This is a genomic window from Roseivirga ehrenbergii (assembly GCF_001593005.1).
Classification (GTDB): Bacteria; Bacteroidota; Bacteroidia; order Cytophagales; family Cyclobacteriaceae; genus Roseivirga; species Roseivirga ehrenbergii.
The window spans coordinates 138440-161126 of record NZ_LQZQ01000051.1 but is presented as its reverse complement, the minus strand read 5'-3'; the positions used below and the strand labels follow the sequence as shown (position 1 = coordinate 161126).

Annotated in this window: 26 protein-coding genes; 7 read left to right on the top strand and 19 right to left on the bottom strand. The window is 39.2% G+C overall.

Annotated elements, in window-relative coordinates:
• Positions 1-35 precede the first annotated feature (35 nt).
• The 3 genes from MB14_RS18030 (at position 36) to MB14_RS18020 (ending at position 2782) form a co-directional block, all read left to right on the top strand.
• Positions 36-674, top strand: coding sequence for a DUF4290 domain-containing protein (locus MB14_RS18030; protein WP_071387043.1), 639 nt, complete (start codon positions 36-38; stop codon positions 672-674).
• A gap of 3 nt (positions 675-677) precedes the next feature.
• Positions 678-1982: a UDP-N-acetylglucosamine 1-carboxyvinyltransferase gene (gene murA / locus MB14_RS18025; protein WP_062594099.1), complete on the top strand. Its 1305-nt coding sequence runs from the start codon at positions 678-680 to the stop codon at positions 1980-1982.
• A 65-nt stretch (positions 1983-2047) separates the two neighbouring features.
• Positions 2048-2782 carry a VIT1/CCC1 transporter family protein gene (locus tag MB14_RS18020; RefSeq protein WP_062594097.1) on the top strand — a complete coding sequence of 245 codons (735 nt, stop codon included), beginning with the start codon at positions 2048-2050 and terminating at the stop codon, positions 2780-2782.
• Here the strand turns inward: MB14_RS18020 and MB14_RS18015 are convergent.
• The 11 genes from MB14_RS18015 to MB14_RS17965 all read right to left on the bottom strand — a co-directional run bounded on the left by MB14_RS18015 (position 2779) and on the right by MB14_RS17965 (position 12518).
• The gene (locus tag MB14_RS18015; RefSeq protein WP_062594095.1) at positions 2779-4038 is read right to left on the bottom strand and encodes a sulfate adenylyltransferase subunit 1; all 1260 of its coding nucleotides are present in this window, start codon (positions 4036-4038) and stop codon (positions 2779-2781) included. The two genes, MB14_RS18020 and MB14_RS18015, sit on opposite strands and share 4 nt — an antisense overlap.
• A complete protein-coding gene (gene cysD, locus MB14_RS18010; protein ID WP_062594093.1) occupies positions 4025-4930 on the bottom strand; it encodes a sulfate adenylyltransferase subunit CysD in 906 nt (301 codons plus the stop codon). Before cysD ends, MB14_RS18015 begins: the two co-directional genes overlap by 14 nt.
• An 8-nt stretch (positions 4931-4938) precedes the next feature.
• Positions 4939-5649 carry a phosphoadenylyl-sulfate reductase gene (locus MB14_RS18005; protein WP_062594091.1) on the bottom strand — a complete coding sequence of 237 codons (711 nt, stop codon included), beginning with the start codon at positions 5647-5649 and terminating at the stop codon, positions 4939-4941.
• 3 nt (positions 5650-5652) lie between these two features.
• Entirely contained in the window at positions 5653-5898 is a 246-nt protein-coding gene (locus MB14_RS18000; RefSeq protein ID WP_062594089.1) for a DUF2061 domain-containing protein, read from the bottom strand.
• An 82-nt stretch (positions 5899-5980) separates the two neighbouring features.
• On the bottom strand, positions 5981-6394 hold the full coding sequence (locus MB14_RS17995) for an RrF2 family transcriptional regulator (RefSeq protein ID WP_062594087.1): 414 nt from the start codon (positions 6392-6394) through the stop codon (positions 5981-5983).
• Between the two features lie 95 nt (positions 6395-6489).
• Positions 6490-7611, bottom strand: coding sequence for a DNA polymerase III subunit beta (gene dnaN, locus MB14_RS17990; protein WP_062594085.1), 1122 nt, complete (start codon positions 7609-7611; stop codon positions 6490-6492).
• 175 nt (positions 7612-7786) lie between these two features.
• On the bottom strand, positions 7787-9085 hold the full coding sequence (gene bioA / locus MB14_RS17985; RefSeq protein WP_062594083.1) for an adenosylmethionine--8-amino-7-oxononanoate transaminase: 1299 nt from the start codon (positions 9083-9085) through the stop codon (positions 7787-7789).
• Complete coding sequence (gene bioD / locus MB14_RS17980; RefSeq protein ID WP_062594081.1) at positions 9078-9689, bottom strand: dethiobiotin synthase; 612 nt, start codon at positions 9687-9689, stop codon at positions 9078-9080. The genes bioA and bioD overlap by 8 nt, the downstream gene beginning before the upstream one ends.
• Positions 9690-9711: 22 nt before the next feature.
• Entirely contained in the window at positions 9712-11781 is a 2070-nt protein-coding gene (locus MB14_RS17975) for a PAS domain-containing hybrid sensor histidine kinase/response regulator (protein ID WP_062594079.1), read from the bottom strand.
• A gap of 92 nt (positions 11782-11873) precedes the next feature.
• Complete coding sequence (locus MB14_RS17970) at positions 11874-12104, bottom strand: hypothetical protein (protein ID WP_062594077.1); 231 nt, start codon at positions 12102-12104, stop codon at positions 11874-11876.
• 9 nt (positions 12105-12113) lie between these two features.
• On the bottom strand, positions 12114-12518 hold the full coding sequence (locus tag MB14_RS17965) for an OsmC family protein (RefSeq protein ID WP_053224715.1): 405 nt from the start codon (positions 12516-12518) through the stop codon (positions 12114-12116).
• A 106-nt stretch (positions 12519-12624) separates the two neighbouring features.
• Between MB14_RS17965 and MB14_RS17960 the strand changes: the two genes are divergently transcribed.
• Both MB14_RS17960 and MB14_RS17955 read left to right on the top strand, forming a co-directional pair.
• The gene (locus tag MB14_RS17960) at positions 12625-13644 is read left to right on the top strand and encodes a VWA domain-containing protein (protein ID WP_084376143.1); all 1020 of its coding nucleotides are present in this window, start codon (positions 12625-12627) and stop codon (positions 13642-13644) included.
• Positions 13645-13798: 154 nt separating this feature from the next.
• Positions 13799-14332, top strand: a complete 534-nt coding sequence (locus MB14_RS17955) for an NADPH-dependent FMN reductase (RefSeq protein WP_062594075.1) — start codon at positions 13799-13801, stop codon at positions 14330-14332.
• A gap of 8 nt (positions 14333-14340) precedes the next feature.
• On the opposite strand, the gene MB14_RS17950 is transcribed toward MB14_RS17955, so the two are convergent.
• The 8 genes from MB14_RS17950 to MB14_RS17915 form a co-directional block, all read right to left on the bottom strand.
• A complete protein-coding gene (locus tag MB14_RS17950) occupies positions 14341-14949 on the bottom strand; it encodes a DUF1684 domain-containing protein (RefSeq protein WP_084376142.1) in 609 nt (202 codons plus the stop codon).
• 87 nt (positions 14950-15036) lie between these two features.
• Positions 15037-15555 carry a DUF4199 domain-containing protein gene (locus MB14_RS17945; protein WP_062594072.1) on the bottom strand — a complete coding sequence of 173 codons (519 nt, stop codon included), beginning with the start codon at positions 15553-15555 and terminating at the stop codon, positions 15037-15039.
• Between the two features lie 124 nt (positions 15556-15679).
• The gene (locus MB14_RS17940; protein ID WP_084376141.1) at positions 15680-16111 is read right to left on the bottom strand and encodes a response regulator transcription factor; all 432 of its coding nucleotides are present in this window, start codon (positions 16109-16111) and stop codon (positions 15680-15682) included.
• A 3-nt stretch (positions 16112-16114) separates the two neighbouring features.
• Entirely contained in the window at positions 16115-17371 is a 1257-nt protein-coding gene (locus tag MB14_RS17935) for an RNA polymerase sigma factor (RefSeq protein WP_062594070.1), read from the bottom strand.
• Between the two features lie 71 nt (positions 17372-17442).
• On the bottom strand, positions 17443-18438 hold the full coding sequence (locus MB14_RS17930) for an adenosine kinase (protein WP_062594068.1): 996 nt from the start codon (positions 18436-18438) through the stop codon (positions 17443-17445).
• A gap of 9 nt (positions 18439-18447) precedes the next feature.
• Entirely contained in the window at positions 18448-19617 is a 1170-nt protein-coding gene (locus tag MB14_RS17925; RefSeq protein WP_053224697.1) for a hypothetical protein, read from the bottom strand.
• A 106-nt stretch (positions 19618-19723) separates the two neighbouring features.
• Positions 19724-20611: a glycerophosphodiester phosphodiesterase family protein gene (locus MB14_RS17920; protein WP_062594066.1), complete on the bottom strand. Its 888-nt coding sequence runs from the start codon at positions 20609-20611 to the stop codon at positions 19724-19726.
• Positions 20612-20718: 107 nt separating this feature from the next.
• Positions 20719-21741: an alkaline phosphatase D family protein gene (locus MB14_RS17915; protein WP_157716615.1), complete on the bottom strand. Its 1023-nt coding sequence runs from the start codon at positions 21739-21741 to the stop codon at positions 20719-20721.
• Positions 21742-21848: 107 nt separating this feature from the next.
• Here MB14_RS17915 and MB14_RS19060 point away from each other — a divergent pair, with 107 nt between their 5' ends.
• Positions 21849-21995 carry a hypothetical protein gene (locus tag MB14_RS19060; protein WP_165899503.1) on the top strand — a complete coding sequence of 49 codons (147 nt, stop codon included), beginning with the start codon at positions 21849-21851 and terminating at the stop codon, positions 21993-21995.
• Positions 21958-22260, top strand: coding sequence for a hypothetical protein (locus tag MB14_RS17910; protein WP_062594062.1), 303 nt, complete (start codon positions 21958-21960; stop codon positions 22258-22260). The genes MB14_RS19060 and MB14_RS17910 overlap by 38 nt, the downstream gene beginning before the upstream one ends.
• Positions 22261-22687: the final 427 nt, after the last annotated feature.

Below are 22687 nucleotides of genomic sequence, written 5' to 3'. Positions count from 1 at the left end.
GAATAATTGTTAATTTCGTAGTGAAAACTGAAAACATGAGTTTAGAATATAATACCCAAAGAGAAGATGTAATCCAGAAGGAGTACGGCAGAAACGTACAGAAACTGGTTGAATATATCAAAACCGTAGAAGACAAAGAAAAGCGCAATCAATATGCGCAAACGCTCACTGACCTTATGCGTCAGATTAACCCTAATTTGCTTCGCGAAAATGCCGAATACGATCAAAAAGTATGGGATGATTTATACATCATGTCACGTTTTGATTTAGACGTTGAATCTCCTTTCCCAATGCCTGAGAAAGAATCAATTGGTAAAAAGCCTCAGCGTATGGAGTACAAAACCGATGAAATCAAGTTCCGCCATTATGGTAGAAACTTAGAAACAATGGTGAAGTTGGCAGTAGAAATGGAAGATGAAGAATCTCGTGAAAATGCGATAATTCACATTGGCCGCTTAATGAAAAGCTTCTTCTCTAACTGGAACAAAGACAATATTGAAGACGAAGTAATTGCTCAGCATATTCACAGAATGTCGAAGGGGCAATTGAAAGTAAATATTGAAAAAATCAAAGAAGAAGGTTTATTCAATACCAGTGTTAGAGAAAGAAGACCATCCTCTGGTTCGTCTAACCAAAACAGAAAAAAGAATTATACAAAACGTAGACGTGCATAATTAATGGCATCTTTTGTAATTGAAGGCGGTACCAAATTGAGTGGAGAAATCACTCCACAGGGTGCCAAAAACGAAGCATTACAAATCTTGTGTGCTGTTTTAATCACTCCAGAACCCGTTACACTTCACAAAGTCCCTGATATTCGTGATGTAAATAAACTGATCGAATTGCTTGGCGCCATGGGTGTAGAAGTGCAATTCTTAGGGGGAGAGAGTTACCGCTTTTGTGCAAAAAATGTAAACATCGATTACTTAGAAACTGAAGAGTTCAGAACCAAAGCATCATCGCTCCGTGGTTCGGTAATGATTTTAGGGCCTCTGTTGGCGCGTTTTGGAAAAGCAAAAATTTCGAAACCAGGAGGTGATAAAATTGGTCGCAGAAGACTCGATACCCACTTTATTGGTTTTCAAAAATTAGGTGCACGCTTTCTTTACGAGGCCGAAACGGGTATGTACCACATTGATGCTTCGCAACTGAAAGGCGCTTATATGCTTTTGGAGGAAGCTTCGGTTACAGGTACGGCCAACATCCTAATGGCAGCCGCAATGGCCAATGGAAAAACTACCATTTACAATGCGGCCTGCGAGCCTTACTTGCAGCAGCTATGTGCCATGCTGAATAGAATGGGTGCAAAAATCACAGGTGTAGGATCTAATCTGTTACATATTGAAGGCGTTGATTCGCTTGGAGGTACAGAGCATACGATGCTGCCTGACATGATTGAAATAGGCAGTTTTATTGGTATGGCTGCCATGACACAATCGGAAATCACTATTAAAGATTGCCGAATTGATCAGCTTGGTTTAATTCCAGACACCTTCAGAAAAATGGGAGTTCAAATGGAGTTTAGAGGTGACGATATTTTTATTCCGGGGCAAGATCATTATGAAATAGAAACCTTTATTGATGGCTCTATCATGACCATTGCCGATGCCATTTGGCCAGGATTAACTCCCGACCTTTTGAGCATTATTTTGGTGATGGCTACTCAAGCCAAAGGAACGGTTTTAGTACACCAGAAAATGTTTGAAAGCCGCTTGTTCTTTGTCGATAAGCTGATTGATATGGGAGCACAAATTATTCTTTGCGATCCGCACAGAGCTACTGTTATTGGCTTAAACCGCCAGCAAAAGCTCAAAGGGATTCGTATGACTTCTCCTGATATTCGTGCGGGACAGGCCTTGCTTATTGCAGCGCTTTCTGCCGAAGGCACCAGTGTAATTGATAATGTTGAGCAAATTGACAGAGGCTACCAACATATTGATCAAAGATTAAACGCATTAGGCGCTAAGATTCAAAGACAATAGGGTTTAAAAAAGCAATCGTGCTATATTGAGTAAATATTCAGGTTAAACCCTATTACTCAAGCAGTATGAGCAAGAAACATCACGAAGCCCATTTACACGGAAAAACATCTTTCTTCTCAAAATTCCAAGAATACATTGGCGAATTCATCTATGGAGGAATAGACGGAAGTGTAACCACATTTGCTGTTGTAGCAGGGGCTGCTGGCGCCAACCTCGACAGCGCTGTAGTAATCATTTTGGGCTTTGCCAACCTCTTTGCCGATGGTTTTGCCATGTCTGTTGGCAGCTACCTTTCTACCAAATCTGAAAAACAGAATTACGATAAACATAAAGCCATTGAATACTGGGAGGTGGATCACTTACCAGAAAAAGAACGAGAAGAAATCAGGGAAATCTATCAGGCCAAAGGCTTTGAAGGCGAACTTTTAGAACAAGTGGTTGATAAAATCACTGAAGATAAAGACCGCTGGGTAGATGTAATGATGAAAGAGGAGTTAGAAATGATGGAAGAGACCAAGTCACCTTTTCAAATGGGCTTGGTCACTTTTATTTCATTTTTACTAATGGGCTTTATTCCGCTCATTGTGTATGTAATTGACTACACAAGAGGCCTAGATGCTGATTTATTTCTTTATTCTTCCATTCTCACCTTCGTTGCATTCGGTGCCATTGGCTACGCAAAAAGCTATGTAACCTCTACCAGCCGAGTACGAGGTGTGCTCGAAACGCTTTTCTTAGGCGGCTCAGCAGCTATTCTCGCATATTATGTTGGGGTAATTTTGGAAAGTATGATTTCTTAAGCCACAAACCCCACTCCTACGGTGTTGTTGGTAAACTCATCAATCAAAATAAAGGCTCCATTGTTTCGGTTTTGCTCGTATGAATCGGCTAACACAGGCTTAGAGGATTTCAAAACCACTTCACCAATGTCGTTCAACTGAAAGGCAGAAATACCTGATTCAACCAACAAGCTGTCTGTATTTATCTTATGGTTTAGCCCCAAAATCTTTACTCTTGATTCGCTTACCCCATGTTGCAACTTATAAGTTTTTCCTGCTATCAACGGGTTGCTATCCATCCAGCAAATCTCAGAAATTACTTCACTCCCAAAGTTTAAGCCGCCTTCCTTCACCAACATATCCCCTCGGCTAGCTCCTACATCATCTTTCAGCAAAACACTCACCGACTCGCCAGCGACAGCCTCATTCAGCGTTGTGGTATATTTTTGAATAGCACTTATCTCTGACACGGCCCCTGAAGGTAATATGGTAACCTTATCCCCAACCTTGAACACACCACTTGCTATTTTGCCCGCATAACCTCTATAATCGTGGTAATTCTTTGTTTTAGGCCTAATAACATGCTGAATCTGGAACCTTGATGGCAGTTCGCGTTGCTGCGCTTTTACTTCAGTAGCTTCCAGTATTTCGATCAGTGAACTGCCCGAATACCAAGGCATTTCTTTACTTACATCAACTATATTCTCACCGTAAAGTGAACTAATAGGTAGAAAAGAAATGTCAAAACCTGTTAGTGAAGCATTGGCCACCAAAGCATTTACTTCTTTCACAATACTTTCAAATCGCTTCTGATTATATCCGACCAAGTCCATTTTATTGACACAAACTAGCACTTTGGGTACACGTAAGAGGTGAGCAATATAAAGGTGCCTTCTTGTCTGTTCCACCAAACCATTTCTTGCATCTATTAAAATCAAGGAAACATCAGCGTTACTTGCTCCTGTCACCATGTTACGGGTATATTCAATATGCCCAGGAGTATCAGCAATGATATACTTTCTGGTTTTGGTAGCGAAATAAATATGGGCTACATCAATGGTAATTCCTTGCTCTCTTTCTGCCACTAAGCCATCTGTTAGTAAAGAAAGGTCAGTATAATCAAGCCCCTTTCTTCGACTACTTTCTTCAATGGCCAGCAGCTTATCTGAGGTAACCGATTTGGTATCGAAGAGCAATCTTCCAATCAATGTGCTTTTACCATCATCTACACTTCCCGCTGTAGCTATTCGTAAAACTTGTTTGTTAGAAATATCCATACTGTTTTCTTTTTTCCATGGCGGCTTCCGAACGTTTGTCATCAATTCTAGCACCTCGTTCGGAAATAGTGGCACTTAAAATTTCTTCGATCACCCGTTCTATCCGATCTGCATCAGATTCTACCGCGGCAGTACAGGTCATGTCGCCTACAGTACGGAAGCGCACTGTACGGGTCTCTATATTTTCACTTTCATCTTTATTGATAAAGGGTGAGTTTGGCCAAATCATACCATCTCGTTGAAAAACTTCGCGCTGATGCGCATAATAAATGGATGGAATTTCAAGGTTTTCTTCTCTGATGTAGTTCCAAACATCAATTTCGGTCCAGTTAGAGATCGGAAATACTCGAACGTTTTCACCCACATTAATTCTTCCATTGAGCATGTCGAAAAGCTCAGGTCGTTGCTTTTTGGAATCCCACTGACCAAAGTCATCCCTCACCGAGAACACTCGCTCCTTGGCCCTAGCCTTTTCTTCGTCACGCCTTGCCCCACCAATGCAGGCATCGAACTTAAACTCCTCAATAGCAGCCAACAAAGTAACCGTTTGAAGTGCGTTTCTGCTGGCGTATTTACCCGATTCTTCTACTGCCAATTGCTTGTCTATAGAATCTTGTACGTATCGCACGTGCAACTCAAGCCCAAGCTCCTCCACCAGTGCATCACGAAAAGCAATGGTTTCCGGAAAATTATGACCAGTATCTACATGCAATAATGGAAAGGGGATTTTAGCGGGATAAAATGCCTTTTCAGCCAATCGCACTAAGGTGATAGAATCTTTTCCGCCAGAAAACAATAAAACAGGACGCTCAAATTGAGCTGCCACTTCTCTCATTATGTAAATGGACTCATCTTCCAACTCACGTGGAAATTGCCCGTCAAAAACATTCATATTAAGCTTTATTTCTTAGTTGTAACTCCGTGTAAACCACACTCTTTCTGTGAACTCTCCCACCACCATCGGCCAGCCCTTGCAGGTTCGTCAGGGCTTATTGCCCGAGTGCATGGTTGGCAACCAATACTCACAAAGCCCTTATTATGAAGCGTATTGTAAGGCACCTTGTATTCTTCGAGATAAGCAAGCATGGCATCATAACTCCAATTTAGAATGGGGTTGTACTTAATTACCTGATTGGCTTCATCCCATTCAAACAAATTCAAATGTTGACGACTGTCGGACTGACCGGCTCTTAAACCTGTAATCCAAACCTTAGCGCTTTTTAAAGCCCTTTTCAACGGAGCCACTTTTCGTATATAGCAGCATTCCTTCCTATTTTCAATGGATTCGTAAAAGCTGAAAAAACCTTTTTCACTCACTAGTGACTCAACATCTTCTGACTTTGGGAAGTAGGTTGTTATTTCCTGCTTGTAGCGCACCCTTGTCTTTTCCATTAAGTCATAGGTCTCAGGAAACAAGCGCCCCGTATCCAAAGTGAAAACTTCAACCGCCAACTGTTCTCTAAAAATGATGTCGGTAATCACTTGATCTTCTTGCCCAAAGGCACTTGAAAACTTAACCTGAGCAGGAAACTGTTCAGTTAATGAATGGATCACCTCCTCTATTGCATGTCCAGCATATTGGCTGTTAAACTCATCAATCCTCTCCTTCATCCTTTATTTTTTCAGCTTTACAGAAGACCAAACTCGTTCGTGAAAATAGTAGAGAACTATTTTACTGAATACCTCAACCGAACCTATTGACAAGGCCAGACTTACTTCACCTGTAATAAAATAAGAAATCATTATGGTGTCGATCGTACCGACAATTCGCCAACTAATTGTTTTAAGAATGCTTTTAAGGTTGCTATCACTTTGCTGCTCCCTCTCTATTTTACTCTTTACCACCGAGTCTAAAAACATAGTACTTCTCTTTTGTTGAAACACTGAGTTCACAAAAGTATATATTCCCTACCATTTTAATAGACTAATAAGTAAAATTTTTTTAATGCTTTCTCAATACATCCTTTAACGACTTATTTTCCAACACTTTAAGTGTATTATCACGCACCTCGCTCATCACTACATTAAGTCCACAAATCTCTTCTTGGCAGTTTTCACATCGTTCATAATAGTTTAAACTAACACATGGAAGCAATGCGATAGGACCATCGAGTAACCGAATAATTTTTGCTAGACCAATCTCTTCGGGAGGTTTAATAAGGTAATAGCCTCCACCCTTTCCCTTCTTACTCCCCAGAATACCAGACTTCTTCAATTCTAAAAGAATATTCTCTAAGAACTTTAAAGAGATTTTTCTCTCTTCTGAAATTTCAGAAATGAGTACGGGCCCCTTGTCTTGGTTTTCAGCCAAGTAGGTAAGGGCATGGAAAGCGTATTGGGTTTTCTTAGATAGCACTTTTCGTTTTTAATTAACGAAGTTATCAAAAAAAGAGGATTGAAAATAAAAAAGGAGCCTAAAGCTCCTTTCTTTAAATTTTTGCTGATGATGAATTAGTAGTTATTCAACATAACTGGCATTACCAGCATAAGAATATCTTCGCTTTCATCTTTATCACCAGGAATCAAAAGCCCAGCACGATTAGGCGCTGACATTTGAAGCGTAACTTCTTTAGAATGCAGGTTACTCAACATTTCTACCAAGAATTTAGCGTTGAAACCAATTTCGATATCTTCTCCCTCATGCTCGCAAGCCAAAGTTTCTTTTGCTTCGTTAGAGAAATCTAAATCTTCAGCAGAAACAGTAAGTTCGCTACCTGTAATTTTCAATCTAATTTGGTGTGTAGTTTTGTTGGCATAAATCGAAATCCTTTTCAACGAACCTAAAAGCTCGCTTTTGTTGATTTTCATTTCGATTGGGTTGTCAGAAGGAATTACGTTTTCATAATCAGGGAAACGCTCATCGATCAAACGGCAAATCATTTTTATTGCATTGAAATGGAAGTAGGCATTAGATGCATTGTATTCCACCACTACATTCGAATTTTCTGAAGGCAAAGTAGACTTAAGCAAGTTCAAGGCTTTACGAGGAATGATGATCGACATTCCAGTATCAGAAGCTACATCTACTCTTCTATAACGTACCAAACGGTGACCATCAGTCGCTACAAAAGTAGTGTTAGTTTCTGCCAACTTTACATAAACCCCAGTCATTGCTGGTCGCAACTCATCGTTGCTAGTAGCAAAAATTGTATTGTTGATTGCACTGCTCAACACCTCTGTAGACATGTCTACTTGGTAGGCATCAGTTACCTCTGGCACTTTAGGGAAATCAGTAGCGTTTTCACCAGCCAGTTTATATCTACCATTGTCAGAGTTGATTTCAACACTGTAAGTTTCATTGTCGATAGTAAACGTTACAGGCTGCTCTGGTAAATTCTTAAGCGTATCCATTAAGATACGAGCAGGAACCGCAATGCTTCCATTTTCTTTTGCTTCTACATCAATCTCTGTAATCATTGAGGTTTGAAGATCAGAAGCCGTGATGGTCAAAAGCCCATCTTTAATTTCGAATAAAAAGTTTTCAAGGATTGGCACTACTGGATTAGTAGTGATTACTCCATTGATATTGGAAAGGCGCTTTAGCAATTCTGCTGAAGAAACGATAAACTTCATAAAAACTGGGTTTATTACTATGGGTACTTTAATCGCATAAAGTTAAAAATAAAATCAATACTCGGTATCAAAACCTAGCTTTTTGGCACAATAGAAAATTTTAGTTCTGCACTCAACTAAATGTATCAGTCAGTTTTACTTAAAAGCCTTCCTTTTAAGTTGTATAAGCTGTTTTCTAACCTTTTGTACTCTCTGGTTTAGGTGGGTTATTTAAGAAGTCTAAAACGGTTTGATATACGTAGTTCAAATCTTCGTCACTAATTACATAAGGAGGAATCAAATAGAGCACATTTCCCAAGGGACGAAGCAAAACTCCTTTGCTAATGAAGTAGGGATAAAGATAATGACGCGCCTCATTAAAATAAGAGGTATCCTTTTCTGTATTCATTTCAAAGGCCAGAATTGTTCCCAAAACTCTGGCATTTCGTACCATAGAATGGTTTTCTATCATTTTCAGAAATGAAAGATGACGATCATTTAATCGCAATCTGTTCTCTTCACTTTCTTTGGTAAGCAATAAATCTAAGGAGGCATTTGCCGCTGCGCAGGTCATTGGGTTGGCCGTAAATGAATGACCGTGAAAGAAGGTTTTCATCAAGTCATTTGAACGATAAGCGGCTTGAATTTTCTCTGTGCATGTAGTTACTCCCATGGCCATTGCTCCACCTGATAAGCCTTTCGATAAACAGAATACATCTGGTTTATTGATGAGACAATCGGAAGCAAACAATTTCCCTGTTCGGCCAAATCCTGTCATTACTTCATCGGCAATGCAAATCACATCATATGTCTGCGCCAGTGCCATCATTTTATCGAGCAAAGCCATGCTGTAAACACGCATACCCGATGCCCCTTGAATGATGGGTTCGAAAATAAAAGCAGCCACATCACCTTTTTCAACCAAGGTTCTAAATTGCTGATAAACCTTTTCTTCTTTTCCTTCTTCTGGAAAATCAACAAAACTGACATCGAACAAATATGGATCGAAAGGTTCAGTAAACGGGCCTCTTTCCCCTACCGACATAGCACCAAACGTATCGCCATGATATGCACCATCAATCGCTATAATTTTCTTTTTACTAACCCCTTGATTATAGAAATACTGAAAAGCCATTTTTATAGCTACTTCTGTTGCTGTACTTCCGTTATCGGAATAAAAAACCTTCGATTGATTTTCGGGCAGTATTTCTAATAAACGCTCCGCCAAACGAATAGCGGGTTCGTGTGTAAAACCTGCAAAAATTACATGTTCTAATTTTGACGCTTGGTCTGCAATGGCTTTGGCAATATGTGGATGGCTATGCCCATGTAAATTGACCCACCAAGATGAAATGGCATCAATGATTTTCGCCCCATCACTGGTATATAAATTTACTCCTTCTGCCCGCTCGATCATCAGCGGATTTTCCATTCCCCTTAAAGGGGTGAAAGGGTGCCAAATCGCTTCAGCATCTTTCTTAATCCAATCACTCATACCAATTCAGCATTAGCTCGTCAGCCCAATATTTTATTATTTCTTTATTGATCAAACTGAGTTTTGGAAGTCTTAACAGCACCTTGTATCCAGATTTTTCTTCAATAATACTTTCACTTTCAAAGTCAGGATCTCCGTTGAAAACTATCCCTAACACTGGAATTTTATTTCGCTTTAAATAATCTACCGTAAGTAAAGTATGATTAATACAGCCCAAATAAAGGTTCACCACTAGAATTACCGGAGAAGATAACTCGCGGGCAATATCGATCACATAATGCTCTTGATTAATGGGTACCAAAACCCCTCCTGCTCCTTCAATTACAATATCATTGGTAGTTTCAGGAAGCACAAAATCATCTAGTTGTATGGCTAGATGTTCGAATTTTGCAGCAGCATGTGGTGAAGCTGGTAGTTTAAATATATGAGTTTCAGGATGGAACCTTGTGATCTCATTGCTCACCAATTCTTTAACCGTTTCTGTATCTAATGGTTTTCCTGCTTGCACAGGCTTCCAATAATCGGCTTTCAAGGCCTCTACTAAAATGGAGGAAACCAAGGTTTTGCCACTATCGGTACCTATGGCTGTAACAAAATAATTCATGCTGTAAAGCTATGAACGAAACTCAAGACACAAAAGGAAAACGCCTTTGCCCTACTTGGATAAGTTTTTCGCGCAGAGCATCAAACTTAACAGGCTTTATCAGATAATCATCCATGCCGCTTTCGAGGGCTTTTTGAACATCCTCATCGAAAGCACTTGCTGAAATACCGATGATATAGGGAGGTGTATTTAAGTCGAGCGCTTTAATTTTTTTTGTGGCTTCTAGCCCATCCATTACTGGCATTTGAACATCCATTAAAATCACATCAAAAGTCTCCGCTTGCATTTTTGACAATGCTTCTAACCCTGTTTTTGCTAAGGCTGGTATGTAGCCCATACGCTCTAATATAAGACATATGAGTTTGCTATTGATCTTGTTATCTTCTGCCAAAAGAATTTTGAGCGGGTATTTACCTGAAAGTACTCCTGCTAATTTACCCGTTTCGTAGCGACTAGATTTGGTAGAATGCTCCATTTTCCCTTCTACCATACCTTCTACTGCAAGGTTCAAGTGCACGTTAAAACTGAACAGGGAACCAACACCAAGCTCACTTTGAACAGAAACCTTTCCGTTATATAACTTTAGCAAATTCTTAACGATAGCTAAACCTAATCCGCTGCCTCCAAATCGTCTGGAATTAGAAGATTCTACTTGGGTAAATTCTTTAAAGAGGTTTTTGATTTCCTCTTTTGCAACTCCTATCCCTGTATCTTGAATTTTGAACTCTATATTGGCCGTATCTCCTTTAATTTCTATCAAAGAAACCCTAACAGACACAAAGCCTCTTTCTGTAAACTTTACTGCATTTGAAAGCAAATTGACTAGTATTTGCCCTAGTCTATTTCTATCGGCAAAGAAAAATTCAGGTACATTTTCATCTATAATTAAGTTCAGTCCAACTTTCTTGCCTTTAGCTTCATAAGCCACAAGATTTAAAGACTCCTCCACTACCCTTTTCAATCCAAAAACTGAATCTTCTAAAGTTATCTTACCCGATTCAATTCTGGAATAGTCAAGAATATCGTTTAGAATTCTAAGTAATGTTTCTCCACTTACCTTTATGGTTTCCACATAATCTCTCTGTTCAGGATTGAGCAAGGTTTCATTTAAGAGATTCGTCATTCCAATTACACCATTCATTGGCGTTCTTATTTCATGACTCATGGTTGCCAGAAATGTACTCTTAGCTTGGTTTGCATTTTCAGCAGCTTCTTTGGCCAATTTCAAACCTTCTTCCAGTTGCTTTTGAGCGGTAATATCGCGCATCATCAAAAGGATCCTATCATCGGTTAGTTTGATAAACCTGCCTTCGCAAAAATGCTCTTTCTTATTTACTTGGAGTTTAAACTCAACCGTTTGCATTTGATCGGTTTCAAGTGCTTTCTTTAAGCCCGCAGTCATCAATGAAATTATACTTTCAGGGAAAATATCGACTATATTATCTCCTATTCGCTTTTCAGCTGAAAGAATTACTCCCATCTCATTTTTAGCATGATAATTCAAGAAGACACCTTTTTTATCAAAGGTGAACATGGTGTCTGGAATGGCATCCAAAATCAACATTTGTTCCTTTTCAAACTTCTTGATTTCTAACTCTGCATTGTAAATACCAGTAATGTTTTTGGCAATTCCCGTCACAGAAATCAACTCTCCTTGATCGTTATAAATAGGCTTATGAAACACCTCTAACATATGAGGATAGCCTTTTGAATCGTTTACCTCAACAAAATAAGGAGGGACAGAATCATACTTTCCTGCAAGAAATCCATCTATTCTCTCGCGTGCTTTATCATTTATTGGATTGTCGGTGTAACTCGTACTATAATGGGCGAGTCTTATATTAGGATTTCGTCCCATTACTCGCACCACATTCATTGATGAATAGGTAACTATTCCCTTGGTATTGAATTTAAAAAGGAAGTCGGAAGTATGATCTAAGAAAAAGTCGAGTTGAAATTGGTTCTCATCATACTTCTCCTTTACTGCATGGAGTTCTCCTTGTAATGAGGTAGTCTTTTGTTTGGCTTGAAATAAAAGATAGGCGAAAACAAGTGCTAGAATGACAGCTAAAGAGAGTAGAAAATAGATCATGTAATGTTTAGCAAAAGCAAATGTTCAAGAACAAGAATAACAAAAATACAGAACTACTTACACAATACCAGCCAAAAAATCAATAGCACATTCTAAGGAATGGCTTTACGCAGCGATTTTGCCATATCATCAAATCGCTCAATAGCTTCTGTAATAAAAGTTTCGTTTAGTATTTCGTCAAGTTCTTGCTCAAGTACATCAAGCTCGCTTACCTTAAAGGTTTGTTCAAAACCACCGTTTTCCAATTTGATGAGGAATTTTCCATTCCATGAAAAAACGGTGATTTTACATTTGCTATTGGGTATCTCCTTTACAACTCTCACAGGTAGTAATTAGGCTCTATTCACTATAAACTTGTGATCTACTTCTGAGTTTAATGTACCAGCAACAGAGCAATATTTTGTAGCGGCCAAATGACCCATTTTCTCAAACTCTTCCTCGGTAACGTCAGGAGAATCAACGGTAAAGGTGAGAGTAATATGAGTGAATGCTCTCGGGTGTTCATCCCTACGAGTACCATCGGCAACTACAGTAAGGCCATTTACAGTTTTCTTACGCTTTTTCAACATTTGAACCAAGTCAACCGAAGCGCAAGCTGCTAAACCTGATAACAACAATTGGGTAGGCGACATGTGTTTTTTCTTGTCAGCAGAATACATGTCAATGTCTAGAACATTGCCTTCTTCGTTAACCGATTGAAATTCATAATCATCCTTGAACGTAGTTGTAACTCTCATATTGCGTGGTTTTATTAAAGTTCAAAATTAAATCAATTATGCTGTTAACCACACAATATCGACATAAGTTTCAAGGTTGAGTGTGAAGTACCAACCTAGAGACAACATGACTCAAATACGTTTTACGGCAGGTCTAATGACTGCACTTATATTTATGCTTATACAAAGTTGTAGTGGAGACAATGACACCACTCCACAACTGCAAGTAACCATTGAAAATCAGTTTACCAATTTACCTTCCAATGTATCTGTATTTTTTAAAGTACAAGATGGCGCAGGAAAAGGAAAGGCGGGCTTAAAAGAATCCGACTTCAATATTTATGAAAATGGAAGTTTAATTTCAGAGTTTGAGGCGGTACGAAAAATACAACCGAACGAGAAGGTTTTAGACTACAACATTATGCTTTTGCTCGATTTGAGTGGAAGTATATTAAGTAGTCAGAATTTGGCTCCTCTAAAGTCGGCAGCTAAAAGCTTTATTGACGAAGTAGTGCCTTCTGAAGGTGAAGTTTCTGCCGGAGCCGTAAAAGTTGAAATTTGGTGGTTCGATGGTTCTCAAAACATTAAGCAGCTTCAACCCATCACTTCCAATACAACCACTTTAAAAAATGCCATTGACAATATTAACGCCTCAATGAGCTCAGACAATTCTACCAACCTTTATGGCGCTGTGATTCAAAGTGTAGGCATTGCAACGCAAAGACTCGGTCAGTCGCAAGAACTAGATAAGTTTGGATCGAATTCGGTAGTGATTTTTACTGACGGAACCGACCAAGCCAACCGATCTACCAAAGGCCAAGCGTTAGAAGCCGTAAGAAAAGCAGACCCTTCTATTTCGTTCTACACCATTGGACTTGGGGGCGAAATTGACGAACCAGTATTGAAAGAGATTGGGAAAACCAGCTTTGTATCAGCTGTAAACATTGGCGAGTTGCTAGATAAATTCAAAGAAATCGGTGATTTAATCAACGGTAAAGCCAACAGTTACTATTTATTAGAATATTGTTCTCCCAAACGTTCTGGAAGTAACCAGCTCACCATCGAGGTAGTACAAGGCAATTTAAAAGGTAGCGCCAAAACTATTTTTGACGCCTCAGATTTTAACGGCAGTTGTAACATACAATAATCCGTTTTACAATAATCACATCAAGCGTTCTTCGATTTTTAGGATTGAGGAACGCTTTTTATTTAACTATCTCTCGCTCCTTTGTACATGAAAGGATATAACCTTAACTTGAATTGGTTGCCCATTGTAAATTTAAAACAAGGCCGAAAAACATATGAAGAAAATAGTAGCATTTGCAGGCAGTAATAGTAGTACATCCATTAATAAGCAGTTAGTAGAGTTCGCGCTTACCTACTTTAAATATTTTGAAATCAGCTTATTAGACCTTAATGATTTTGAAATGCCTATGTTTTCCGTAGACCTAGAAAAAGAACAGGGCTACCCTGAAAACGCTTATAAATTTAGGCTAGAAATGGAAAAAGCTGATGCCATTATTTGCTCTTTGGCCGAACATAACAGAAACTATACTGCTGTTTTCAAAAACACCATCGACTGGTGTAGCAGAATTGACATCAATATTTTTGGAAACAAACCTATGTTATTGATGAGCACTTCCCCAGGCGGCTACGGTGCTGGAAATGCCATGAACTCAGGTAAAATTCTTTTGCCTCGCTGCGGTGCGGAAATTATTGAGGCCTTTTCTCTTCCATCCTTTGAACAAAACTTCTCTGAGGGGAAGATCTCGAACGAAGTATTAAAAATTGAATTAGAAGAGAAGATTTCCGTCTTCAAAAACAAGCTCAGTTAGATTCTCAATCAATACCCCTTTACCCCAGCCTCAACAGCAATGGGTAAATGATTTGGTTCGGGCACCATCGGACATTCATATTTATCGCTATAAGCGCAATATGGATTATAGAGTTTATTAAAGTCGATAACCCAATCTGTACCTTCAGGAATACCTTCATAGTGTAAATAGCGCCCAGCATCATAAGTGCTTTCACCAGTAGTGGCATCTATCAAAGGAAGAAATACATAGGTTTTTTGCCCTGGAATGGTGAACCTCTGAATTTGAAGATAAGCCTCTAAAGTATAAGGTTTGCCTTTTAATTCGAAATGAAGAATTCCGATGCGCTTATACAACTGCGTTGTGCCTTTGCTAGTATTTAGAGGAAATGGCTTTGAATCTGGAGTAGGCTCAAATCTCGCTTCTACCCTATAGTCTTCATCAATGGGAAAGAAATCGTGGCCTTTAAAATCCTTTCGTTCTTGGGCTGTCAAAGGCGATTTACTTGGATTCAAAAATTCTTCGTTTTGCTCTTTTCGATACGCTTCAATTTCTTCAATATAACTCACATTTTGAGCATTTATAGGCGCAAATGAAAACAAACACAAAAGAACGACAGACAGGAATAGGAAACGCATAAGTCTTAGATTTCAATCAATACCACCCTCCCAAAATTGATACCAGAGCAGTTTTGTGCTAAGGTAAACAATCATTCACAATTGCAATTACACAGTCATTACTTGTTTGCGTTGGAGGATAAGTGTCGAAATAACGCTCATGATGAACCCAATTAAGAAAACCGTAGCAAACATCAAGATTGTGCCTCCTAATACACTAAACATAAAGCCATTGCTTTCCATCATGGCAGTGAATTTCGCCTCGAATTCAGGAGTTCCTAACTCTAGGCCCTCCGCATATGCGAAATACTGCTCATTGAAGTCGGGCATAATAATGGTTACGAAAACAACATTATAAATGGCAAAGGCAATTCCAGCCAAAACAGAAACTAAAGAACCGATTTTTAAACCTAGGCCAAAACTCAGCATTCCATTATTAATTTGATCTCGGTACTGGCGCATGGCGAAATAGACGGTAGTCATGGCAGCAATCATGGAAGTGTACCCCACTATTTCACCCATGGCAAAACTATCCATGCCAAAGCCGATGATTAGCCCTGAAAGCAAAGGCATACCCACCACAATTAAACTGGCAATAACTCCGTAACGAACAACAATATTTTTCATGGTTAAATTTTTATGTACCTCCAAATCAAGCTCAGAATGGCCAAAATCGATTCATACTTTAGTACCAAAATTCACATTCCGACTTTAGTACTAGACGAGAATTTGGTATAAAACACTCCAAAAGTTAAGGTATAATCCGCCACTCTTTCCCTCGAATAACAGCTTGAGTTCTACGTTTCACATCTAGCTTTACAAAGAGATTGGAAATATGGGTTTTGATAGTGCTTTCCGACACAAAAAGCCTTTCTGCAATCTCTTGATTAGATAGACCTTCTGAAATTAACTGTAATACTTCCAATTCTCGAGGACTAATACCAAGACTAAGAATTCTCTTTTCATCAATAATCGAAATAGGCTTTACCTCAACTATTTTCTCCTTTTTAATCCCCTTGCCTAAATAAATCCCTAAGGCTAACAGAACAATTGCTGCTATTCCAATTACGAAATCGGCAGAAATGGAAGGGATAAAAAGTGACGCATTCGTTAACTGAAATAGAATTAACAAAGCCAGAATAATTAAGCCAAACCGCAAAACTGTTTTTAATAATGGAGACATAGGTTAGGCAGGTCTAGGGGTTTTCCAATTGAGCAACTTGGTCTCTAAGAATTTCTTTTCCGTTATATTCTGCGCCTGGTTTATTGCCTTTTTTAAACAAATACTGGCATTCTCAAAATCTCCAACTTCGGCATACAGCTCGGCTTTTAAGGCTTGGAAAGATTGAACTTCAGAAGATTCACTTTCAATATCGGCCATGGCCTCCAATGCTTTATGAGCACCAAGCACTTTACTCATCACAAACACCCGGCTCATTTTCACTACGGGCGAAGGTTTCAGTTTTACTAAACCATCATACAGCTTAAAAATTACTTTCCAGTTGGTTTTTTCATAGCTGGCTGCCACGGTATAATAGCTTGCAATGGCTGCCTCTAGTTGATATACTGAAGTATTTTCCGCTTTGCTAGATTCTTGCATAAACTTCCAACCCCACTGTATATAATCTTCTCGGTAAAGACTTCTGTCTTGATGTTCCAAAGTCACCAAACCGCCATCTTCACCTATTCTTGCTGGAAAACGAGCCGCTTTAAATAGCATCATGGCGATTAATGCATTCAGCTCACTGGTATAGCAATCTTTGGCATTGGTAAGAATAAAAGCCAGGCGAATGGCTTCTTCACAAAGTTCATGACGAATCAATTCATCACCTTCCGTGGCTTTATAACCTTCATTGAACAAAAGATAAATTACGTGAAGAACTGCCTCCAACCGTTCATTAATTGCTTCTCCCTCTGGAACAGAAAGCTCACCTACTTCTGTCTTAAATTTCTGTTTGACCCTAGTAATTGCCTTCTTGGCTGCATCCTCCTTCTTTAAAAGTGCCCGAGCAATTTCCTTCACGCTTAGTCCGCAAAGCAGTTTCAGACTTAGCATCAATTGTTCTTGAAGTTTCATTGAAGGATGGCAACAGGCGAAAATCATTCTCAACTGACCATCTACCAACTGCCCTTCTTCGAACTCAAACTCCAAAGCAGCTTCACTCTCACTTTCATTATGCGCCTCGTAAGCCACAGACTTATTTTGCCTTCTAAGTTGGTCGATTAACTGATTGTTGGCCACTCGATATAACCAAGCCGAAGGGTTTTCTGGCATGGGTTGAAAGCTCCACTGTTTTGCTGCTTTAAGTAAGGATTCCTGCACGGCATCTTCGATTTGATCGATCAAAGCAGAGGAATAGCGGTTCGTAAAAAGCGAAATCATTTTTGCATACTCTTGCCGAAAAAGATGATCGAGCGTATTGTTGATTTCGGGCTTTGACATTGATGCAAAATAATGAAAAAAGCCATCCGTCAGGCGACAGATGGCTTCTTGTTCTATACTATTTCGGATGATTACTTTAGGCGTCTTAGCACTTCGTGCGCCTCTGGAGTTTTTAATCTTGGCCCATATTGGCTCACTATTCTTGAACTGGCCAAACTGGCTAATTTTCCAGCTTCAGCATACGACATTCCGTTGGTAATACCGTACAAGAAAGCCCCAGCGTACATATCTCCTGCTCCATTGGTATCTATGGCTTTTACATCATATGCTTCGATATCGATAAAAGTATCGCCATCAAAAATCATAGCGCCATTCTTACCCTGTGTGATCACAAACCTTCTGGCGTCTTTCTTCATGGCCTGACGGGCTTCTTCTAAGTTATCTTTGCCGGTGTAAGTTTTGGCCTCTTCTTCGTTGCAGAAAATCAAATCTACCGAAGCACCAATAACATCCGTAAACTGGGCTTTGAAAAATTTAGCAATAGAAGGATCTGAAAGTGTAATCGAAGTTTTTACACGGTAATCTTCGGCTATTTTCTTGGCCTTCATCATAGCTTCTACTCCATTTGGAGAAGTGGTCAGATAACCTTCTAGGTAAATATATTGTGAATCTTTAATGGCATTTTCGTCCAGTTCTTTTACCGAAAAATTCGATGTAGCCCCCAAGAAAGTGTTCATGGTTCTGTCGGCATCTGGCGTAATCATTACCAAACATTTACCTGTAACTCCATCTTCTCTTTCTTGCTTGTCGAGGTTGGTGTCTACGCCTGCCTCACGCATATCTTTCATGTAGAAATCGCCAAATTCATCGTTGGCTACTTTGCATGAATAAAACGATTTCCCTCCAAACTGACTGATGGCAATCATAGAATTGGCCGCAGAACCACCCGATTTACGTACTGTATCGGTTTGCATCATTGAGTTAATCAACCTGAACTGTGTTTCCTCGTCTACTAAGGTCATTAAGCCTTTTTCAACCTTATGTTCGGTTAAGAATTGTTCGTCAATCTTGAACTCAAGGTCAACCAAGGCATTTCCAATGCCATATACATCGTACTTCTTTTTCATATGCTATTATTATATAAAGGAAGCTCTTTTAAACTCCTTCGTTTCGTCAAATAATTTTCGGTAGGTGATGTGCGTTTTTGCAATTTCGGCACCGATTTGCTCTGCCACACGCATCATTTTCGGATTGAAATCACCGATCCAGTTCATTTCAATATTTTCGTACTGAAACCCTTTTTTCCAAGCTAAGGTTTTTACAAACGAAACCACCAAACCTCCTTCAACGCCTTTCCGCTGATGGGTTGGTACCACTCCAAACACAATTCCCAATGCCTTTTTGCATACACCAGTCTTGAGCATATACATGAACTTAATTTTCGACCATAAATTCCATTGGCCGTTTAGGTGTTTATAAAGCTGATTCAATTCTGGAATGGAAATGAAAAAAGCGACAGGCTCTCCTTTGTAAAAAGCAAACCATACAATTTTAACATCAGTAATTGGTTTTAGTTGCTTGAAAATATTATGCGCTTGTGCTTCTGTCATGGGTTTTACTCCATTATGTCCCGTCCAAGCTTCATTGTAAACCTTCAAGAAATATTTATGGGCAATTTTAAATTCGTCCTTTCTAATATGTCTGAATTCGTAGTCGGGGTTATCTAGGCTACTTTGAGCCTTCGCATAAAAGCGATCGTCAAGCTCTACTTGGCTGCCCACCGGACGTTTGTAGGTAAACTGTTTGAAATATTCTTTAAAACCGTAAGCCTCGAAAAGATCTTTGTAGTAGAGGAAATTATACGGCATTTGATAGTTAGGCTCTGAAAACCCATCGACTAAAAGGCCCCACCAATTGTTACGGTCACCAAAATTGATTGGCCCATCCATGGCTTCCATTCCTCGTTCTTCAAGCCATTTTTTGCCTGCATCAAAAAGCATAAATGCCGCAGCTTGATCATCGATGCATTCAAAAAAGCCAATTCCACCTGTAGGCTGCTCTTGTGCCTCGGCTACCTTTTTGATAATGAATGCTGCCAGTCTTCCAATGACCTCGCCTTTATCATTCTTCAGAATCCAGCGAATGGCTTCTCCATTTCTATAATTTTTATTTTTACTGGGGTCGAAAACGGCCTTGATGTCCTTATCAAGGGGTCTAATCCAGTTTTTTTCATTTCTATAAAGCCTTACAGGCAATTGAATGAATTCTTTTTCGGAATGGCTGTCGGTAACTTCAAATAGTTGCATGTACGAAATTGGGCAGCCCAAAAATAATTAGATATACCCAACATCAAAATGTTATTCGAAGGCATTTGATAAGAATGTGATCGAAGGCAAATCTCTGTGTTAAAAATCAGGCTCCTCTATTCCTCAGCCCTTTCGCCCTATCAGGGTAATCAGTAATAATTCCGTCTACGCCATCAGCCACTAATCGCTCCATATCTTTTCGGTCATTTACGGTCCAAGGAATTACTTTCATTCCCTTTTCATGAATCAGATCAATGTCTTCTTTCTTCAGGAGAATGTAATATGGGCTGTAAACTTCTGGAATAAACCCTAGCGCTTCCAGATTGGCCTCCACTCCTTTTGCATTTTCTATCAAAGCCACCAAATGAACCTCTGGGTTTGACTTATGTAAATGCTTGAGTACATTAAAATCAAATGATTGAATGGTAAAGCGATCGTTGGTAAGCCTTTCTCGAATTACACTTAAGACTAACTCAGAAAACTCATCTACTTCTGGTTGGCTGACATTATATTCACTCTCAACACTCTTGATTTCAATATTATAGTTCACTTTGGGTTTCTTATTTTCTTTTAAGTGATCTTCCACCATTGAAATTACATCGGCCAATAATGGCTTTGCCGTTTCAGTTTTCACTTGCTCTGGAAAACGAGCATTTCCTCTCGATCCGCAATCATAGCCCACCACTTCTGCGTAATCCATCTCATAAATATTCAGTGTTCCTTCCTCATCTTTAGTGACGGGTTCTCCATTGGGTTTATCGCAAATTGTAGAAAGCATATATGGGTCGTGCGAAACCACTACTTGTTTGTCTTTGGTAATGACCACATCCAGTTCCAGTGTAGTTACCCCTTCCTCTAAAGCTCTCATAAATGCTGGAATAGAATTCTCAGGCATTAAGCCTCTAGCGCCTCTGTGCCCTTGAATATCGAGAGGTTCTTGAACTTTGGCACAACTTAAGACAACACAAAAAAGAAGTAATACAGAAGTTTTCATAAATAGAATTTGAATCAAATTACGCAAAGGAAATTAAAAATGAGATTCTGAAACGGACAAGGTAGTAAAACGCCCTGCTTATAATTAAAAAACAGGGCGTCTCAACTTTATTTTCCCCAATCTACTTTATGAGTATCGATTAAAACATTTTCTAAGCCTCGCATTTCAAAAGTTACTTGAGGTTTAGCCTGAGACCAGTCTATTTTAATAAGTCCGAAGCTCTTTTTATCTACCAATTTACTCACTCTAAATCCGTTGGGTTCAGATGTATTTCCTTCCGAACTATGGGTTAAACCACTTGAGGTGAAATCATAAAATGCACCATAGCCAGGAATCACTGTTTTTGAAATTTCCGAAATATGGCGATCTCCGCTTAGATAGAAAGTATTCTTTGGCTGAACAGTACCGATAAGCTTCATTAGCCTTTGCTTTGCCTTCGGGAAATTATTCCACTTTTCGTAAGGGTGCTCCTCTGGCAATAACTGGATTCCTCCTGCCAAAATATGAATATCGGCATCACTATGGGTCAGTTCACTTTCAAGCCACTTCCATTGATCTTCACCCAAAATATCTCCTTCTAAGTTTGGTACATATTTTCGGTTTTCACGCTTCAATTCATCTCTGAAATAGCGAGCATCTAAAAGCAATATCTTCACCTTTTTACCGGCTACTCCGTATTCGTACGATTGGTAACCACCCTCCCTTTTCCAAGCGGGGTTATTACGCTCTACATCTAAAAACTCAAACATTAGGTCGCGGCTTTCTTCACGTTTCACAAACTCTTTACCGCCATCGTTCACCCCATAATCATGGTCGTCCCAAATGCCAATAATATCCATCTGCTTCAGCATCTTCTGGTAGTCAGCATTTGATTTTTGTACTTCATACTTTTCTTTCAAGAGTACCATATCTTGGGTATCACCATAAATATTATCGCCTAACCAAATCCATAGGTCTGGGTTATTTTTTAGCACTTCGGGCCATAAATACTGAGGTGCTTCTTGGCGACTGCACGAACCGATAGCAATAGTGGTTAATACTTTAGTTCGGCTGGTGTCTTGGGCAAAACCATTGATGGTCAGGAACAAAGCAATTGCAGTTAATTTTAAGCTTGTTAGTTTAGTTTTCATGCTGTAAAACTTCATTTTTTACTTAGCAGAAATTGAAAATCATTATTAATAAATTGTTACAATTGAATCACAAATCGTTAATTTTCGATGCATAAAAACTGTAACCCATGAGAAAAAAAATCTTAGTAATGATGTGCCTCTTTCCGCTCATTAGCTTTGCTCAGCAAAATTGGGGAGCAAAATTCGAACAGCTAGGCACAACCCTCCCTACACCTAATGAATACCGCACGGGGTCGGGAGAACCAGCAGGTTAAAAAAAACGGTGCAGGCTTAATTACACCATTGGTAATTGAATGGACATATAAAGATGGCACTAAAGAAATCGAGAAAATTCCTGCAGAAATCTGGAGACTTAGCGAAAGTCAAGTATCCCATATTATTGCTAAAGACAAAGAAGTGGCGAGTATGATGTTTGACCCGAATAAGGAATTAGCCGATGTAAACACGGAAAATAATTCCTTCCCAAGAAAGAACACCCAAAGTGCTTTTGATAAAGCCAAAGAAAAAGGAGGAAACTAGTTTTCCTGCTCAGAACAGCTAAACTAAACACCAAGGCCTCTAGCTTCGGGGTTTGCTTTTTAAATCTAAAAAAGGATTTCTACCAAAAAACAAGCAGATTTCCCTTTCGTAAAAAGGAACTAACCTTTTACTACATACTTGAGTTTAGGAAAGTAGTTACTTTTTTATTAGCGTTTTGGAAGAGAAAACATTTGAACTGAAGGCACAACCGGCACATAAAATAGCCGTGCCATTATTTTTACTTACTGCCTTGTGCTACTTTATACCCCTAGTATATTTCTACTTTAGCTGTTGCGAAACCGACAGTACTTTTCTTTGGTTTGGTGGATTCTATTTAGCACTCGGCCTTATATATTTGGCAAGAAAGTACACCCGCTAAAATTCCCATTTTCTTACATTTCATAATCATATAAATTATTATAATTGC